We start from the raw sequence: 16,383 nt of genomic DNA, 5'->3' as shown, positions 1-16,383 counted from the left end.
CATGGTGTGGGTTGGACGGCAAATGTGGTTCCAATTGCCGCCATTGCTGTTCAGTTAGGTCAGTTCGGCTCATCGCCGTCTGACCGGCTAAACCTTGCTTGGTTCAACTCAGTCAGACAGACCCTAGCACGCCTGGCGCTGGTGCGCTCGGGGAGCGCACCCTACGCAGGGGGCAGCGCCAGGTTTTGCGCTTGGGCGCTGACCCCGGTGTTCAGCCGCGCAACCAGACCCGGTCCTTCCCTGCCGCAGGCCAAAACCGGGGTCAGAGCCCCAAAGGAAAAACCGGGCTCTGACCCCTCGCACCAGCCTCAAAAGAACTGCTGCCAGTCCTCCAGCCACCCCGGAAACGCGTCCGCCGCCATCGGATTGGCGATGTGGTAGCCCTGCGCGTACGTGCACCCCAGTGCCTGCAGGAAGTCCCAGTCCTGGCGCGTCTCGACGCCCACCGCCACCGACATGCGGTCCAGGCTGTGCGCCAGGCCCAGGCACGATTTCAGCACCGTGCCCAGCGGGCGCTTCTTGGAGGCGCCGTCGACGAAGGAGCGGTCGATCTTGAGTTCCGAGAACGGGATGCGCGCCAGCAGCTGCAGGTTGGAACGGCCGGTGCCGTAGTCGTCGATCGCCAGGCCGAAGCCCATCATGCGCAGGCGCACCAGGCGCTCGATGAAGTCGGCGTCGAAGTCGAGGATCGAGGATTCGGTCATCTCGAACGTCAGGTAGTCCGGCAGCACCCCGTGGCGCTGCATGCACGACGACACCTGGCGGATGAAGTTCGGATGCGCCAGCGTGGCCGGGTCGAGGTTCAGCGAGATCGGGACCGGGATGCCCTGGTCCTGGAAGCGGCGGCAGCGCTCGACCGACGATTCGATCATGGTCCAGTCGAGGAAGTCGACGCGGCCGTTCTGCTCCAGCGCGTCGATGAAGGCGCCCGGGCCCAGCACCCCGTGTTCCGGATGGCGCCAGCGCGCGAACACCTCCAGGCCCTTGACCTGGCCGGTGGCCAGCTCGATCTTGGGCTGGAAATACGGTTCGAACTGGCGCTTCTGCAGGCCCACGCCCACCTCGGCGAAGTTGAAGCTGGGCGTGGGCGCGCGCGGGCGCGCCGGCGCCGGCGGCTGGTAGTTGTCGAGCAGGACCTTGAGCTTGGCGCTGGTGACCGGCTTGGCGACCGTGCCCAGCAGGTCGACGCCATGGGCCTGCGCCAGCGTCTCGACGGAAAACAGCACGCTGGCCGGCTGGTTGCCGACCACGATCAGGCGCACGCCGGACTGCAGCGCCGCGATCGCCCGCAGCAGTTCCAGCCCGTCCATGCCGCCCAGCGCCAGGTCGATGACGGCGACGTCGACCTTCGGCGTGAAGCCCGCCTGCAGGGTGCGCAGGGCGGTCGGGCCGTCCGGCACGTCGGTCACCCGGGTGGCGCCGACGTGGCCCAGCGCCTCGATGAGCGCGCGGCGCTGCACCGGTTCGGCCTCGGCCACGAGAAAATGTAAATGCTGCACCTGGGCGGTATCCATCACGACTCCATCATTGCTAGCCCGAAGAGTAACCCGGGAACGGGACGGCGTCTATGCCGGACGGCTGGCCTGTTGTTGCCGGAGCTGTTCGAAGAAGCAGACGGCGGCGCAAGCGGCCACGTTGAGCGACTCGACCGCGCCCGCGTGCGGGATCGCGACGCGGTGGGTGGCCAGGTCGAGCAGTTCGCGCGACACGCCCTGCCCTTCGTGGCCCAGCACCCAGGCCACCGGCCGGGCCAGGTCGACGTCGTGGATGCGCTCGGCCGCGTAGCCGCTGGTCGCCAGCACCGGCACCCGGGCCGCACGTACCAGCGCCGCCAGGTCGGCCTGCTCGAACACGTCCAGCACGAAGTGGGCGCCCATCGCCGCGCGCAGCACCTTGGGCGACCAGATCGACGCCGTGCCGGGGCTGCAATACACCTGGCGGATGCCGGCCGCGCCGGCGCTGCGCAGGATCGAGCCGGCGTTGCCGGGGTCCTGGACGCCGTCCAGCAGCACCGCCGATTCCACCAGCGCGGGCGCGCGCGCGGGACGCGGCGTGTCGACCAGGAACAGGACGTGCACGCCGTGCTCGACCTGGCTGAGCGCGCCGAACAGCGCGTCCGGCAGGACGATCGTCTCCGCTTGCACGCGGCCGACGATGGCGGCCACTTCCGGATTGGCGAGCGCGCCCTCCGACACGATGCAGTGCTGCGGCTGGCCCTTCAGGTCGAGCCAGCTCTGGCACAGGTGCACGCCGTCCAGCAGCGCCTTGCCGGCACGGCGCAGCGCCTGCGCGCTGCCGGCCAGGTGCTTGAGTTCCTTGTAGAAGGCGTTGTCGCGCGAGGTGATCGTCTTCATGCCGGCTGCTCCGCGAACAGGTCGGGCTGCGCGACCAGCGCGCGCACCGGGGCGAAGCTGCGCCGGTGCACCGGGCACGGGCCGTGCTCGCGCAGGCGCGCCAGGTGCAGCGCGGTGCCGTAGCCCTTGTGCTGGTCGAACGCGTACTGCGGATACTGGGCGTGCAGCTGCACCAGGGCGGCGTCGCGCGCCGTCTTGGCCAGGATCGACGCGGCCGAGATGGCATGCACCTTGTCGTCGCCTTCCACCACCGCGTGCGCGCGGATGGCCGCGGCCAGTGGCGGGCAGCGGTTGCCGTCGATCAGCGCGATGGTCGGCACGGTCGCCAGCGCCTCGACGGCGCGGCGCATCGCCAGCATGGTCGCCTGCAGGATGTTCAGCGTGTCGATCTCGTCGTGCGAGCACTCGGCGATGGCCCAGGCCAGCGCCTGCGCGCGGATGATCGGTGCGAGCTCGTCGCGGCGCGCCCCGGTCAGCTTCTTCGAGTCGCGCAGGCCCGCGATCGGGCGCGCCGGATCGAGGATGACGGCGGCCGCGAACACCGGGCCGGCCAGCGGGCCGCGCCCGGCCTCGTCCACGCCGCAGACGACGTCGTCCAGCGTGAACGGGCGGTTCTTCGGCGCCAGGCCGGGATAGAAATCGAACGTCTTTTTTCTCATCTCATTTACCGATCACCTGCAGCACGGCTTGCGCGCTCAGTTGCGCGCTGTCGCGCAGCAGGTCGTGATGCATGTCCGTGAAGCGCTGCACGAGGCGCTTGCGGTTGGTCTCGTCCGTCAGCTGGAACCACAGGGCGTCCGCCAGCGCGTGCGGCGTGGCCGCGTCCTGCAGGAATTCCGGCACGACGGACTCGCGCGCCAGGATGTTCGGGAGCCCGATCCACGGCAGGTAGCCCATGTGGCGGATGATCATCCATTCGGCCGCCAGCACCTTGTAGGCGATGACCATCGGCTTCTTGAACAGCGCCACTTCCAGCGTCGCCGTGCCCGACGCGGCCAGCACGGCGTCGGCGGCGGCGATGCAGTCGTGCGACTGGCCGTCCACCAGCACCAGGGGCACGTCCTGCAGGCCCGCCTTCGCGGCGACCGCCCGGAACGCCGCCTTCTGGCGCTCGCCCGCCATCGGCGCGACGAAGCGCAGCGCCGGGTCGCGCGCGGCCAGCAGGCGCACCGTGCGCAGGTAGGGCTCGGTCAGGTACTTGATCTCCGACATGCGGCTGCCCGGCATCACGGTGACGACCTTCGCGTCCTCCGGCAGGCCGAGCGCGCGCCGCGCCGCGCCGACGTCCGGCGCCAGGGGGATCGTCTCGGCCAGCGGATGGCCGATGTACGTCACCGGCACGCCGGCGCGTTCGTAGATCGCCTGCTCGAACGGGAACACCACCAGCATGTGCGAGACGGCGCGCTGGATCTTCTTGATCCGGCCGCCGCGCCAGGCCCAGACCTGCGGCCCGATGAAGTGCACGGTCGGGATGCCGGCGGCGCGCAGCTGCTCCTCCAGGCCCAGGTTGAAGCCCGGGTAGTCGGCGCCGATGAAGGCGGCCGGGCGCTCGACCAGCAGGCGGTCGCGCAGGCGGTCCTGGATGCCCTTGAGCTCGCGGTAGCGCAGCAGCACGGGCAGCAGGCCGCGCACCGTGAGCGTGTCCATCGGCACGTCCGAGACCAGGCCCTGCTCCAGCATGCGCGGTCCGCCGATGCCGGTGAAGCGCGCGCCGGGCAGGTGCGGCTGGAGTCCGGCCATCAGGCGGGCGGCCAGCAGGTCGCCCGAGACTTCGCCGGCGACGAGGGCCAGGGTGGTGGCCCCCGCCGGGGGCGGTGCCGGCGTCGCGTCCTGCCGTGTATCAGCGGACGATGCCACGGCTGGTGGTGTCGAGGAATGCGCGCAGGGCGCCCACGTGCGCCGCGCCTTCGCCGCCCGCCGCTTCTTCCTGCGCCAGCCTGGCCTTGGCTTCCTCCAGCGTCAGGCCGGAGCGGTACAGGGTCTTGTAGGCGGCGCGGACGGCGTTGATCTGCTCGCGCGAGAAGCCGCGGCGCTTCATGCCCTCGATGTTGACGCCGTGCGCGGCCGCCGGGTTGCCCGAGACGAGCACGAACGGCGGCACGTCCTGGGTCAGGCTGGTGTACATGCCGACGAAGGCGTGGGCGCCGATCTTGCAGAACTGGTGCACGCCGCAGTAGCCCGACAGGATCGCCCAGTCGCCCACGTGGACGTGGCCGGCCAGCTGGGCGTTGTTCGAGAAGATCGTGTTGCTGCCGACCTGGCAGTCGTGCGCCAGGTGGGTGTAGGCCGACATCCAGTTGTCGTCGCCCAGGCGCGTCACGCCGGCGTCCTGCACGGTGCCGAGGTTGAAGGTGCAGAATTCGCGGATGGTGTTGCGGTCGCCGATTTCCAGGCGGGTCGGCTCGCCCGCCCACTTCTTGTCCTGCGGCGCCGCGCCCAGCGAGGAGAACTGGAAGATGCGGTTGTCGCGGCCGATCGTCGTGTGGCCCTCGAGCACCACGTGCGGGCCGACGACGGTGCCGGCGCCGATGCGCACGTTCGGTCCGACGATCGAGTACGGGCCGACCTCGACCGAGCTGTCCAGCTCGGCCTTCGGGTCGACGATCGCGGTCGCGTGGATCTTGCTCATCACTGCCCCGCGCCGCCGCTGGCCGGTTCGCTGGCCCGGATCGTGCACATCAGTTCGGCCTCGACGGCGACCTTGCCGTCGACGCTGGCCTGCGCCTTGTACTTCCAGATGCCGCGCGAGGTGCGCAGGATCTCGACGTCCATCTTCAGCTGGTCGCCGGGGCCGACCGGGCGCTTGAAGCGCGCGTTGTCGATGCCCACGAAGTACACGACCGAGTTCTCGTCCGGCTTGACGTTCATGGTCATGAAGGACAGGATCGCGGCGGTCTGCGCCAGCGCCTCGATCATCAGCACGCCCGGCATCACCGGCTGGTGCGGGAAGTGGCCGTTGAAGAATTCTTCGTTGACGGTCACGTTCTTGATCGCGGTGATGGTCTTGCCCAGTTCGTAGTCGACCACGCGGTCCACCAGCAGCAACGGGTAGCGGTGCGGCAGGTATTCCTTGATCTCCTTGATGCCCAGGATCTTCGATGCGGTGTTTGCTTCAGTCGTCATTGTTGTTCTGTCGGTTCGGTCAGGTTCTTGATCTGTTTTTCCAGTACGCGGATCTTCTCGCGCATCGAGGCCAGGTTGCGCACGATGGCCGCGCTCTTTTCCCACTCGGCGTTCTTGGCCAGCGGATAGAAGCCGGTGTACTGCCCCGGCTCCAGCACGGAGCGCGACACCATGCTGCCCGAGGAGATATGGACATTGTCCGCGATTTCCAGGTGGCCGAGCACCATGGCGGCGCCGCCGAAGGTGCAATTCTTGCCGATCTTCGCGCTGCCCGCCACGCCGACGCAGCCGGCCATGGCCGTGTTGGCGCCGATGTGGCAGTTGTGGCCGATCTGGATCTGGTTGTCGAGCTTGACGCCGTCCTCGATGACGGTGTCGGCCATGGCGCCGCGGTCCACGGTCGTGTTGGCGCCGATGTCGACGTCGTCGCCCAGCAGCACGCGCCCGGTCTGCGGGATCTTGATGTAGACGCCGTTCTCGCGCGCGAAGCCGAAGCCGTCGGTGCCGATCACGGCGCCCGAGTGCAGGATGCCGCGCTTGCCGATCCTGCAGCGCGCGTGGAAGGTCACGTTGGGGAACAGCTGCGTGTGCTCGCCGATCTCGGCCTCGCGGCCGACGAAGCAGCCGGCGCCGATCACCGCGTGCGCGCCGACGACGGCGCCGGCCTCGATGGTCGCGTGCGGGCCGACGTGCGCGGTCGGATCGACGATGGCGCCGTCGTGCACCACCGCGCTCGGGTGAATGCCCGGCGCCGGCGGCGTTTCCTCGAGCGCGGCGAAGTACTGGGCCGCGCGCGCGAAGTAGGCATAGGGGTTGGTGGTGACGATGCGCGCGCCCTCGTAGGTGGCGGCGACGGTCGCGTCGTCCAGCGGGGCGACGATCAGCGCCGCCGCCCTGCTCTGCGCGGCGAGCGCGCGCAGTTTGCTGTTGCTCAGAAAGCTGATGTGCGAAGCGTCGGCGCTGTCCAGCGGGGCGATGCCCTGAACCTCGAGGTTCGGGTCGCCGACCAGCTGTCCGCCGAAGCGTTCGACCAAATCACCCAGTCGAGTGGCCATCTTGGTCGTCCAGTCAAAGTGGTAAAAAAACTGCCGGCCACGCAGGCCGGCGTCTTGCGGGATGCACGGCGCGACGCCTTACTTGTCGAGCAGCTTGAGGATCTTGTCGGTGATGTCGATGCGCGGGTTGGTCCAGATGGATTCCTGCAGCACGACGTCGAGGTGTTCCTGTTCGGCGACCTGCTCGATCAGCTTGTAGGCGCGCTGGGCGATCGCCGAGCGTTCCTCGTTCTTGCGCTGGATGAGATCCTCGTTGAACTCGCGCTGCATGCGCTGGACGTCCTTTTCCATGTCGAGCAGCTCGCGCGTGCGGCGCGTGCGCTCGATGTCGTTCAGCTTGGGCGCATCGCCGTCGAACTTTTCGCGGTTCGACTTGTAGCGCTTGATCATGTCGTCGACCTGGGCCTGGCGCTTGGAGAATTCGGCCTGGATCTTTTCGTCGGCCTGCTTGGCGAGCCGGGATTCGCTCATCAGGCGCTCGGTGTACACGAAGCCGATCCGGCCGGTCGTTGCTTGCTGCGCATGCGCCTGCGCCATCACGCCGGCGCAGACGGCCGCCAGCACCAGGGCCGTGCTCAACTTGGCCGGCAACGAGGCAATCGCATTTTTCAACATCATTCTCCGCATTCCTTAATCAGAAGCCGGTACCCATCTGGAACTGGAAGCGTTCCAGGCGGTCGCCCGGCTTGGCATTCAGGGGCTTAGCATAACTCAACTTCAGCGGACCCACCGGCGAAATCCACGACAGGCCGATACCGGCCGACGTACGCAGCTCGGACGGACGGATCTTCTGGGTTTCCTGGTAGATCTGGCCGGCGTCGGCGAAGGTGAACCAGCGCAGCGAACGGTCCTGGCCGCTGCCCGGGAACGGGAACTGCAGCTCGGCGTTGCCGATGATGCGCTTGGAGCCGCCCAGGGCGTCGTAGGTGTACGGGTCGACGATGCCCAGCGAGGAACTCTCGTAGCCGCGCACCGAGCCGATGCCGCCGCCGTAGAAGTTCTTGAACACCGGGTAGCTGTGACCGCCCAGGCCATGGCCGTAGTCCAGCTCGCCCTTCAGCGCCAGCGTCATCCAGCGCGTGAGCGGACGGTACCACTGGTGTTCGTAGATCGCGCGGTAGTACTTGGCGTCGCCCAGCAGGTCGATCTCGAGGTTGGCGCGCTGGTAGCGGCCGCGGGTCGGGGTGATCGCGCTGTCGCGCGAGTCGCGGCCCCAGGCCACGGTGAACGGGATCGAATTGGTGCGCGCGGTGCCCACGCCGGAGGCCGGGCCGCCGTTCTGGATCACGAACTGCTTGTACAGCGTCGGCGAGCTCTCGTCGGTCTCGAGCTGGGTGCGTTCCAGGCCGGTACCGAAGTAGACGGTGTCGATTTCCGAGAACGGCACGCCGAACGTCAGGTTGCCGCCGATCTGGCGCACGGTGTACGAACCGATGTTGATCGCCGGCGGACGCGAGGTGCGCAGGTACAGCTGGAACGCGCGCGAGATGCCTTCGTCGGTGAAGTACGGGTTGGTCTGCGCGAACGAGATCGTGCGGTTGTACTTGCTGGTGTTCAGTTCGATGCCGACGGTATTGCCCGAGCCGGCGAAGTTGGCCTGCGTGACCGAGGCGGTGAACGTGAACTTTTCCGCCTGCGAGAACGCGCCGCCGATCATGAAGTTACCGGTCGGCTTCTCGACGACGGCGATGTTCACGTCGACCTGGTCGGAGGTGCCCTGGGCTTCCGGCGTCTCGACGGTCACGTCCTTGAAGTAGCCGAGGCGGTCGACGCGGTCGCGCGACAGCTTCACGCGGTTCGGGTCGTACCACGAGCTCTCGAACTGGCGGAATTCGCGGCGGATGACTTCGTCGCGGGTGATGGTGTTGCCCGAGATGGTCATGTGGCGCACGTAGGCGCGCTTGCCCGGGTCGACCAGGAAGGTGAACGCCACCTGGCGCTTCTCGCGGTCGATTTCCGGGTTGGCCGTGACGTTGGCGAAGGCGTAGCCGAAGCTCGCCAGGCGGTCGGCGATGCGCTTGTTCGACGCTTCCTGCAGGTCGCCGGAGAAGGTCTCGCCCGGGCGCAGCAGCACCAGGCTCTTGAGCTCCGCCTCGCGGCCGAACATCTCGCCTTCCATCTTGATGCCCGAGACGGTGTACTTCTCGCCTTCGGTGATGTTGATGGTGAGGTAGATGTCCTTCTTGTCCGGGGTGATCGACACCTGGGTCGATTCCACGTTGACCTCGAGGTAGCCATGGTTCAGGTACCACGACTTGATGGTCTCCAGGTCGCCGGTCAGCTTCTGCTTCGAGTACTGGTCGGCCTTCGAGTACCAGGTGAACCAGCCCGAGGTGTTCAACTGCAGCAGCCCGCGCAGTTCCTTGTCGGAGAACGCCTTGTTGCCGATGATGTTGATGCCCTTGATCTTGGCGACGTCGCCTTCGTCGACGTTGAACATGACGTTCACGCGATTGCGCTCGATCGGGGTGATGGTGGTGGTGATCTTGACGCCGTACAGGCCGTGCGACAGGTACTGGCGCTTGAGTTCCTGCTCGGCGCGGTCGACCGATGCCTTGTCGAAGATCTTGGTCTCGCCGACGCCGATTTCCTTCAGCGCCTTGACCAGCATGTCCTTCTCGAATTCCTTGGTGCCCGTGAAGTCCACCGCGGCGATCGCCGGGCGTTCCTCGACCAGCACCACCAGCACGCCGTTTTCCTCTTCCAGGCGCACGTCCTTGAAGAAGCCGGTCGCGTACAGTGCCTTGATCGCGGCGGTGCCCTTGTCGTCGTCGAACGTCTCGCCCACGCGCACCGGCAGGTAGCTGAACACCGTGCCCGCCTCGGTACGCTGGATGCCTTCGACCCGGATGTCCTTCACGACGAAGGGCGCGACGGCGCTGGCATGGCCGGCGCACAGCGCCAGCACGGCCGCGCCGATCAGGCTGCGGGAGGTGAACGGCAGGGCAAAGCGATCAGGTTGTAATTTCATCGGTTGTTTCAAATTCGGTCAGTCATTGGACAACGTTTCGTGTTCTTCGCCCGCGCTTATGCCGCCGTGACGGGGACTCCGTGGCCGAAGTCCTCGTTCAAAGCAGCCGCACCAGGTCGTTGAAGACGGCGAGCGCCATCAGCATGAACAGCAGGCCTACCCCGGCGCGCTGCGCGATCTCGCCGATCCGCGCTGACACGGGGCGCCCGGTCAAAACTTCCAGCGAATAATACAGCAAATGGCCACCATCCAGAACGGGAATTGGTAACAGATTCATTACACCCAGGCTGATACTGATGAAGGCGATGAACTCCAGGAAGGGCTGCGCGCCCGCCCTGGCGGTCTGCCCGGCCACGTCCGCGATGGTGATCGGCCCGGTCACGTTCTTCAGCGAGACCTCGCCCACGATCATCTTGCCGATCATCTTGAGCGTCATCGTGGCGGTCTCCCAGGTGCGCTGGGCGCCGCGGCCCAGCGCCTCGAGCGGGCCGGTCTGCACGGTCACCATCTCGGGCATCTGCGCCACCATCAGCTTGACGACGCCGCGTCCCGACGCGGGATCGCGCTCGGGCGTCAGCGCCAGCGCCAGCGGCGCGCCCGCGCGTTCCACCTGCAGCTGCAGCGTGCGCCCGGCCGCGCCGCGCACCGCCTCGATGAAGGCGACGCCGTCGGCGACCGGCTTGCCGTCGATGCCCGTCACCAGGTCGCCGGCCTGCAGGCCCGCGCGCGCGGCCGCGCCGTCCGCCAGCACCTTGTCGACGGTCGGCCGCGGGCGCCACATCTGCATGCCCAGCGCGCCCATCACGTCGCCGTCGACGTCCAGCGCCGCCACCTTGTCCTGCGGGAGCACGGCGCGGTAGGTCGAGCCGTCCGCCGCGCGCAGCGCCAGTTCGGCGCCGCGCTTGTCGAGGGCGGCGCGCACGATTTCCCAGCGCAGCTCGGTCCAGGCCTGCACCGGGCGGCCGTTCACCGCGGTGACGGCATCGCCGCCGCGCACGCCGGCCTGGTAGACGACCGACGTCTCGGCCATGCCGCGCAGGCGCGTGCCCGGTTCGTCCTTGCCGCCCATGTAGACCAGCGCCGTGACGACGATGGCCAGGAGGAAGTTGGCGAGCGGACCCGCGGCGACGATGGCGATGCGCTTCCACACGCTCTGGCGGGTGAATTCGCGCGCCAGGTCCTTGTCGTCGGTGGGCGCGGTGCTCGGGTCGCGCGCATCGAGCATCTTGACGTAGCCGCCCAGCGGCAGCGCCGAGATCGCCCACTCGGTCTGGTCGGGACCGAAGCGGCGCGACCACACCACGCGGCCCATGCCGACGGAGAAGCGCAGCACCTTCACGCCGCACAGGCGCGCCACCCAGTAGTGGCCCAGTTCGTGGAACACGATCAACGGGCCGAGCGCCAGCACGAAGGCCAGCACGGTCGTCAGGAATGTCATGTCAGGCTCCCTGCAACCCGCTCACGATGCGCCCCGCCGCGTCGCGGGCGCACGCGTCCTGGGCCAGCACGGCGTCGATGCCGGACGCCGCGCCGCAGGGATTCTCGTCCATCACCCGGCGCACGACGCGGTCGATGTCGCGAAAGCCGATGCGGCGGTCGAGGAAAGCTTGGACCGCGACTTCGTTCGCCGCGTTCAGCAGCGCCGGCGCGGTGCCGCCCGCGCGCAGCGCGTCGAAGGCCAGCGCCAGGCAGGGGAAGCGGTCGAAGTCGGGATGCTGGAACTGCAGCGCCGCCCATTGCGTCAGGTCGAGCTGGGCGACGCCGGACGCGATGCGCTGCGGGTAGGCCAGCGCGTGCGCGATCGGCGTGCGCATGTCGGGATTGCCGAGCTGGGCCAGCACGGAACCGTCGGTGTACGACACCATCGAATGGATCACGCTCTGCGGATGGATCAGCACCTCGATGCGCTCGGGCGGCGCGCCGAACAGCCAGTGGGCCTCGATCACTTCCAGGCCCTTGTTCATCATCGTGGCGGAGTCGACCGAGATCTTGCGGCCCATCGACCAGTTCGGATGCTTGCAGGCTTCCTCCGGCGTCACGTCGCCCAGGGTATCGACGGCGCGGTGCAGGAACGGGCCGCCGGACGCCGTCAGCAGGATCTTCGCCACGCCGGCGGCGTCCGGGTCGCGCGCGTAGTGCGCCGGCAGCGACTGGAAGATGGCGTTGTGCTCGCTGTCGATCGGCAGCAGCGTGGCCTTGTGCTCGCGCACGGCGTCCATGAACAGCTGGCCGGACATCACCAGCGCTTCCTTGTTCGCCAGCAGCACTTTCTTGCCGGCGCGGGCGGCGGCCAGCGTCGGGGCCAGGCCGGCGGCGCCGACGATCGCCGCCATCACGGTGTCGGTCTCGGCGCTGGACGCGATGTCGCACAGGGCCGCCTCGCCATGGTCGACGTCGACCGGCAGGCCGGCCAGCAGGCCGCGCAGGCGCGCGGCCGCTTCCGCCGTGCCGACGACGGCGCGCTGCGGGCGGAACTGGCGGCATTGCGCGGCCAGTTCCTCGACGCGCGCGTGGGCGCTGAGGGCGTGGACGCGGTATTTGTCGGGGTGACGCGCGAGCACGTCGAGGGTCGAGGCGCCGATCGAACCGGTGGCGCCCAGGATGGTGATGCGTTGCATGAAACGTTCCTCTGTTTCTGGATGGCCGGGCACGGCGGACGCGGGCGCGGCCATGCCCGGGGGACGCTTAGAGCCGCGAGCCGATCAGGGCGGCCAGCGGAAGTACCGGGATCAGGGCATCGATCCGGTCGAGCACGCCGCCATGGCCGGGCAGCAGGTTGCTGCTGTCCTTCATGCCGGCGCGGCGCTTGAGCTGGGATTCGAACAGGTCGCCGACGATGCTGGCGGCGACCATGACGGCGAGCACGAGCAGCAGCACGCCCCAGCCGTAGCTGTGCTGGACGCGCACCGCGAAGGTGTTCGCCAGCGCCGGGCCGCCGAACGCGACGCTCAGGGCGCCCAGCACCAGCACGGCGATGCCGCCGCCGATCGCGCCTTCCCAGGATTTACCCGGCGAAATGGACGGTGCGAGCTTGCGCTTGCCGAAGGCCTTGCCGGCGAAATAGGCGCCGATGTCGGCCACCCAGACGATCGCCAGCACCGACAGCAGGAACAGCGGCGAATAGGAATACAGTTCGACGATGGCGGCGAAGCAGCCGACCACGGCGAAGCCGTAGACCAGGCTCAGCAGCGTATTCGTGGGCGTGCCCAGCGGCGGCAGCCCGGTCTTGAGCGAGGGCGCGAAGCGGGCGATCCACAGGGCCAGGCTGAGCGCGGCCCAGAACGACGTATTGATGCGGTCGGTGAACAGGGCGACGGCGAAGGCCGCCGTCCACAGCAGCGCGATGATGTGGGCGTTCTGGGTGCCTGGATTGAACAGGCGGAAGCATTCCCAGATGGCGGCGCCGAAGAAGACCGTGGCCACCACCGCGAACGCCGTGAAGTTGTTGAAATAAAGGATGGGCAGCAGGACTGCCAGCAGCACGACGGCGGTGATGACGCGGGTCTTGAGCATCGTTGTTTACTTGGCCTTATCTGCGATCTGCTCGCCGGTGCGGCCGAAGCGGCGTTCCCGGCTCTGGTAGGACGCGATCGCCGTGTCGAGCGAGGCGGGCGAAAAGTCCGGCCAGAAGGTGTCGGTGAAGTACAGCTCGGAATACGCGAGCTGCCACAGCAGGAAATTCGAGATGCGTTCCTCGCCGCCGGTACGGATGAACAGGTCCGGCTCCGGCGCGTAGGCCATCGCCAGGTGCGGCGCCAGCATCTCCTCGGTGAAGTCGGTCGTCCCCGGATTGGCGGCGACCATCTTCCCGGTCGCCTGCATGATATCCCAGCGGCCGCCATAGTTGGCGCACACGGTGACGGTCAGGCGGGTATTGCCGGCGGTGCGGCGTTCGGCGGCGGCGATCATGTCCTGCAGCTTCGGGTCGAAACGGCTCAGGTCGCCCACCACTTTCAGGCGGATGTTATTTGCGTGCATCTTCGCGACTTCGCGCTCGAGCGCGGTCACGAACAGGCCCATCAGGTAGGACACTTCGTCGGCGGGACGGCGCCAGTTTTCCGACGAAAAGGCGAACAGCGTCAGGTACGCGACGCCGCGCTCCACGCAGGCTTCGACGATCTTGCGCACGGCGTCCACGCCCTTGACGTGGCCGGCGACGCGGGGCAGCAGGCGCTTGGTGGCCCAGCGGCCGTTGCCGTCCATGATGATGGCGATGTGGCGCGGCACGACGGGGGTGTCGGGCACGGCGGTGGTCGAACTTTTGAAAATCATAAATCTGGCCAGAAGCGGCCGACCGGGGGATTCCGGATCGGCGACGCGGGTGCGGCGACAGCTTACCGCAAAAACAACGGGAGCGGACCGGCCGAGGCCGGTCCGCCCTTCCATGACGCTTCCCGGCGGAACCGGGCATGTCGCGTCACACCGTCATCACTTCCTTCTCTTTCTCGGCGACCAGCTTGTCGATGTCGACGACGGCCTTGTCGGTCATCTTCTGGATGTCGTCGACGGCGCGGCGCTCGTCGTCTTCCGAGATGGCCTTGTCCTTGACGAGCTTCTTGAGCTGCTCGTTGCCGTCGCGGCGCACGTTGCGCACGGCGATCTTGGCGTCCTCGGCTTCCGACTTGCACAGCTTGACCATTTCCTTGCGGCGCTCTTCGGTCAGCGGCGGGGTCGGCACGCGGATCATCTCGCCGAACGAGGACGGGTTCAGGCCCAGGTCGGCATCGCGGATCGCCTTCTCGATGGTGTTCAGCATCTTCTTCTCGTAGGGCTGGACACCGATCGTGCGGGCGTCGATCAGGGTCAGGTTGGCGACCTGCGACAGCTGGGTCGGCGAACCGTAGTATTCCACCATCACGGAATCGAGGATGCCAACGTGGGCGCGGCCGGTGCGGACCTTGGCCAGGTTGGCGCGCAGGGTCTCGATGGACTTCGCCATCTTGTCCTGGGCATTTTTCTTGACGTCAGCTACAGACATGCTGCTCTCCTGTGTTTCAAATGATATTAAACGTGTACCAGTGTACCCTCGTCTTCGCCCATGATCACGCGCTTGAGCGCGCCCGGCTTGACGATGGAGAACACCTTGATCGGCAGCTTCTGGTCCCGGCACAGGGCGAACGCGGTGGCGTCCATCACCTGCAGGTGCTTGGCGATCGCCTCGTCGAACGAGATCGATTCGTAGCGGGTCGCGTGCGGATCCTTCTTCGGGTCGGCGGTGTAGACGCCGTCGACCTTGGTGGCCTTCAGGACGATCTCGGCCGAGATTTCCGAACCGCGCAGCGCGGCGGCGGTATCGGTGGTGAAGAAGGGGTTGCCGGTGCCGGCGGCGAACACGACGACCTTGCCCTCTTCCAGGTACTGCAGCGCCTTCGGACGCACATAGGGTTCGACGACCTGCTCGATGCCGATCGCCGACATCACGCGGGCGGTGATGCCCTGCTGGCGCATCGCGTCGGCCAGCGCCAGCGCGTTCATGACCGTGGCCAGCATGCCCATGTAGTCCGCCGTCGCGCGGTCCATGCCCTGCGCGCCCGGGGCGACGCCGCGGAAGATGTTGCCGCCGCCGATCACGACCGCCAGCTCCACACCCAGCTTCGACACCTCCGCCACGTCCGCGACCATGCGCTCGATGGTGGCGCGGTTGATGCCGAACTGGTCGTCACCCATCAGCGCTTCGCCAGACAGTTTGAGGAGGACTCGTTGGTAGGCTGGTTTTGTCATGAATGGGGCTCCTAATGTGAATGTGTTTCGAATCCGGTTCCGGCCGCCCGGGGAACGCTCCCGGGCGCCGCGTCCAGCACGCCTATTGTAGGGTGCGCACCCCGTGCGCACCGAACGCTTACGTTCTGTAACGTTTCGGCGCGCACCGGGTGCGCGCCCGCGGGAGGTATCCCCGTTGTAAAAACGGGCCTTGCGGCCCGTCTTTCTGATTACTGCTTGGCAGCAGCCATCTGTGCTGCGACTTCGGCTGCGAAGTCGTCGACCTTCTTCTCGATGCCTTCGCCGACGACGTACATCGTGAACGATTTCACGGTGGCATTGGCGGCCTTCAGCATCTGCTCGATGCTCTGCTTGTCGTTCTTGACGAACGCCTGGTTGAACAGCGAGACTTCCTTCAGGTACTTCTGCACCGAACCGTCGATACGCTTGGCGACGATCTCGGCCGATTGCGGCTGCTTGCCTTCGGCGACGGCCTTGTCGGCGTCTTCCTGGGCCTTCAGCTGGGCGACCGAACGCTCTTTCTCGATCAGTTCGGCCGGAACTTGTTCCGACGACAGGGCAACCGGCTTCATCGCGGCGATGTGCATCGCGACGTCCTTGCCGACCTGCTCGTCCGCGCCTTCGTACTCGACGATCACGCCGATGCGGGCGCCGTGCAGGTACGATGCCAGCTTGCCGGTGGTTTCGAAGCGCTGGAAGCGGCGCACGGTCATGTTCTCGCCGATCTTGCCGATCAGGCCGGTGCGGATGTCGTCGAAGGTCTTGCCGTCGACCGGCAGGGCGGCCAGGGCGGCGACGTCGGCCGGGTTCTGCTCGGCGACCAGCTTGGCGGCCAGGTTGGCCATGGCCAGGAAGTCGTCGTTCTTGGCGACGAAGTCGGTTTCGCTATTGATTTCGACCAGCGCGCCGATGTTGCCGTTGATGTAAGCCGACACCACGCCTTCGGCGGTGACGCGCGACGAGGCCTTCGATGCCTTGCCGCCCAGCTTGACGCGCAGGATCTCTTCGGCACGTGCCATGTCGCCTTCGGCTTCGTTCAGTGCCTTCTTGCACTCCATCATCGGGGCATCGGTCTTGGCGCGCAGTTCGCCAACCATCGCTGCAGTAATCGCTGCCATTTGTGTTCTCCTAATATGTGATCTGAGAGTGGGCCGGCGGG

General features: G+C 67.4%; 16 protein-coding genes. All 16 read right to left on the bottom strand.

Annotated elements, in window-relative coordinates; genetic code table 11:
• Positions 1–308 precede the first annotated feature (308 nt).
• Positions 309–1,514 (bottom strand): EAL domain-containing protein, encoded by a 1,206-nt coding sequence (locus tag QZ749_RS16260; protein ID WP_296948944.1) that lies wholly within the window; start codon positions 1,512–1,514, stop codon positions 309–311.
• 51 nt (positions 1,515–1,565) lie between these two features.
• Positions 1,566–2,354 carry an RNA methyltransferase gene (locus tag QZ749_RS16255; protein WP_296948942.1) on the bottom strand — a complete coding sequence of 263 codons (789 nt, stop codon included), beginning with the start codon at positions 2,352–2,354 and terminating at the stop codon, positions 1,566–1,568.
• Entirely contained in the window at positions 2,351–3,013 is a 663-nt protein-coding gene (rnhB, locus tag QZ749_RS16250; protein ID WP_296948941.1) for a ribonuclease HII, read from the bottom strand. Before rnhB ends, QZ749_RS16255 begins: the two co-directional genes overlap by 4 nt.
• 1 nt (position 3,014) lies before the next feature.
• On the bottom strand, positions 3,015–4,211 hold the full coding sequence (gene lpxB, locus QZ749_RS16245; RefSeq protein WP_373896827.1) for a lipid-A-disaccharide synthase: 1,197 nt from the start codon (positions 4,209–4,211) through the stop codon (positions 3,015–3,017).
• Positions 4,195–4,983: an acyl-ACP--UDP-N-acetylglucosamine O-acyltransferase gene (lpxA, locus tag QZ749_RS16240; RefSeq protein WP_296948940.1), complete on the bottom strand. Its 789-nt coding sequence runs from the start codon at positions 4,981–4,983 to the stop codon at positions 4,195–4,197. Before lpxA ends, lpxB begins: the two co-directional genes overlap by 17 nt.
• Positions 4,983–5,477 (bottom strand): 3-hydroxyacyl-ACP dehydratase FabZ, encoded by a 495-nt coding sequence (gene fabZ / locus QZ749_RS16235; RefSeq protein ID WP_296948939.1) that lies wholly within the window; start codon positions 5,475–5,477, stop codon positions 4,983–4,985. The genes lpxA and fabZ overlap by 1 nt, the downstream gene beginning before the upstream one ends.
• Complete coding sequence (gene lpxD / locus QZ749_RS16230; protein ID WP_296948938.1) at positions 5,474–6,532, bottom strand: UDP-3-O-(3-hydroxymyristoyl)glucosamine N-acyltransferase; 1,059 nt, start codon at positions 6,530–6,532, stop codon at positions 5,474–5,476. Before lpxD ends, fabZ begins: the two co-directional genes overlap by 4 nt.
• A gap of 78 nt (positions 6,533–6,610) precedes the next feature.
• Positions 6,611–7,150: an OmpH family outer membrane protein gene (locus QZ749_RS16225; protein ID WP_296948937.1), complete on the bottom strand. Its 540-nt coding sequence runs from the start codon at positions 7,148–7,150 to the stop codon at positions 6,611–6,613.
• 16 nt (positions 7,151–7,166) lie between these two features.
• The gene (gene bamA, locus QZ749_RS16220; RefSeq protein WP_296948935.1) at positions 7,167–9,503 is read right to left on the bottom strand and encodes an outer membrane protein assembly factor BamA; all 2,337 of its coding nucleotides are present in this window, start codon (positions 9,501–9,503) and stop codon (positions 7,167–7,169) included.
• A 97-nt stretch (positions 9,504–9,600) separates the two neighbouring features.
• Positions 9,601–10,941, bottom strand: a complete 1,341-nt coding sequence (gene rseP / locus QZ749_RS16215; protein ID WP_296948933.1) for an RIP metalloprotease RseP — start codon at positions 10,939–10,941, stop codon at positions 9,601–9,603.
• Position 10,942: 1 nt separating this feature from the next.
• A complete protein-coding gene (gene ispC, locus QZ749_RS16210; protein WP_296948932.1) occupies positions 10,943–12,121 on the bottom strand; it encodes a 1-deoxy-D-xylulose-5-phosphate reductoisomerase in 1,179 nt (392 codons plus the stop codon).
• Positions 12,122–12,188: 67 nt separating this feature from the next.
• Positions 12,189–13,016 carry a phosphatidate cytidylyltransferase gene (locus tag QZ749_RS16205; protein ID WP_296948931.1) on the bottom strand — a complete coding sequence of 276 codons (828 nt, stop codon included), beginning with the start codon at positions 13,014–13,016 and terminating at the stop codon, positions 12,189–12,191.
• A gap of 6 nt (positions 13,017–13,022) precedes the next feature.
• Positions 13,023–13,775, bottom strand: a complete 753-nt coding sequence (gene uppS / locus QZ749_RS16200; RefSeq protein WP_296948929.1) for a polyprenyl diphosphate synthase — start codon at positions 13,773–13,775, stop codon at positions 13,023–13,025.
• 145 nt (positions 13,776–13,920) lie between these two features.
• On the bottom strand, positions 13,921–14,481 hold the full coding sequence (gene frr / locus QZ749_RS16195) for a ribosome recycling factor (protein WP_296948928.1): 561 nt from the start codon (positions 14,479–14,481) through the stop codon (positions 13,921–13,923).
• Between the two features lie 26 nt (positions 14,482–14,507).
• On the bottom strand, positions 14,508–15,224 hold the full coding sequence (gene pyrH, locus QZ749_RS16190; protein ID WP_296948927.1) for a UMP kinase: 717 nt from the start codon (positions 15,222–15,224) through the stop codon (positions 14,508–14,510).
• Positions 15,225–15,433: 209 nt separating this feature from the next.
• Positions 15,434–16,342: a translation elongation factor Ts gene (tsf, locus tag QZ749_RS16185; protein ID WP_296948925.1), complete on the bottom strand. Its 909-nt coding sequence runs from the start codon at positions 16,340–16,342 to the stop codon at positions 15,434–15,436.
• Positions 16,343–16,383 lie beyond the last annotated feature (41 nt).

The organism is uncultured Massilia sp. (assembly GCF_913773735.1).
Lineage (GTDB): Bacteria > Pseudomonadota > Gammaproteobacteria > Burkholderiales > Burkholderiaceae_D > Telluria.
This window is presented reverse-complemented; position numbering and strand designations above follow the sequence as displayed.

What these genes read in the sequence shown, in the direction of transcription:
- QZ749_RS16255 (WP_296948942.1), bottom strand. Translation starts at nt 2,354, where the DNA reads ATGAAGACGATCACCTCGCGCGACAACGCCTTCTACAAGGAACTCAAG.
- lpxA (WP_296948940.1), bottom strand. Translation starts at nt 4,983, where the DNA reads ATGAGCAAGATCCACGCGACCGCGATCGTCGACCCGAAGGCCGAGCTG.
- uppS (WP_296948929.1), bottom strand. Translation starts at nt 13,775, where the DNA reads ATGATTTTCAAAAGTTCGACCACCGCCGTGCCCGACACCCCCGTCGTG.
- QZ749_RS16260 (WP_296948944.1), bottom strand. Translation starts at nt 1,514, where the DNA reads ATGGATACCGCCCAGGTGCAGCATTTACATTTTCTCGTGGCCGAGGCC.
- fabZ (WP_296948939.1), bottom strand. Translation starts at nt 5,477, where the DNA reads ATGACGACTGAAGCAAACACCGCATCGAAGATCCTGGGCATCAAGGAG.
- bamA (WP_296948935.1), bottom strand. Translation starts at nt 9,503, where the DNA reads ATGAAATTACAACCTGATCGCTTTGCCCTGCCGTTCACCTCCCGCAGC.
- ispC (WP_296948932.1), bottom strand. Translation starts at nt 12,121, where the DNA reads ATGCAACGCATCACCATCCTGGGCGCCACCGGTTCGATCGGCGCCTCG.
- QZ749_RS16225 (WP_296948937.1), bottom strand. Translation starts at nt 7,150, where the DNA reads ATGATGTTGAAAAATGCGATTGCCTCGTTGCCGGCCAAGTTGAGCACG.
- rseP (WP_296948933.1), bottom strand. Translation starts at nt 10,941, where the DNA reads ATGACATTCCTGACGACCGTGCTGGCCTTCGTGCTGGCGCTCGGCCCG.
- lpxD (WP_296948938.1), bottom strand. Translation starts at nt 6,532, where the DNA reads ATGGCCACTCGACTGGGTGATTTGGTCGAACGCTTCGGCGGACAGCTG.
- QZ749_RS16205 (WP_296948931.1), bottom strand. Translation starts at nt 13,016, where the DNA reads ATGCTCAAGACCCGCGTCATCACCGCCGTCGTGCTGCTGGCAGTCCTG.
- tsf (WP_296948925.1), bottom strand. Translation starts at nt 16,342, where the DNA reads ATGGCAGCGATTACTGCAGCGATGGTTGGCGAACTGCGCGCCAAGACC.
- frr (WP_296948928.1), bottom strand. Translation starts at nt 14,481, where the DNA reads ATGTCTGTAGCTGACGTCAAGAAAAATGCCCAGGACAAGATGGCGAAG.
- pyrH (WP_296948927.1), bottom strand. Translation starts at nt 15,224, where the DNA reads ATGACAAAACCAGCCTACCAACGAGTCCTCCTCAAACTGTCTGGCGAA.
- rnhB (WP_296948941.1), bottom strand. Translation starts at nt 3,013, where the DNA reads ATGAGAAAAAAGACGTTCGATTTCTATCCCGGCCTGGCGCCGAAGAAC.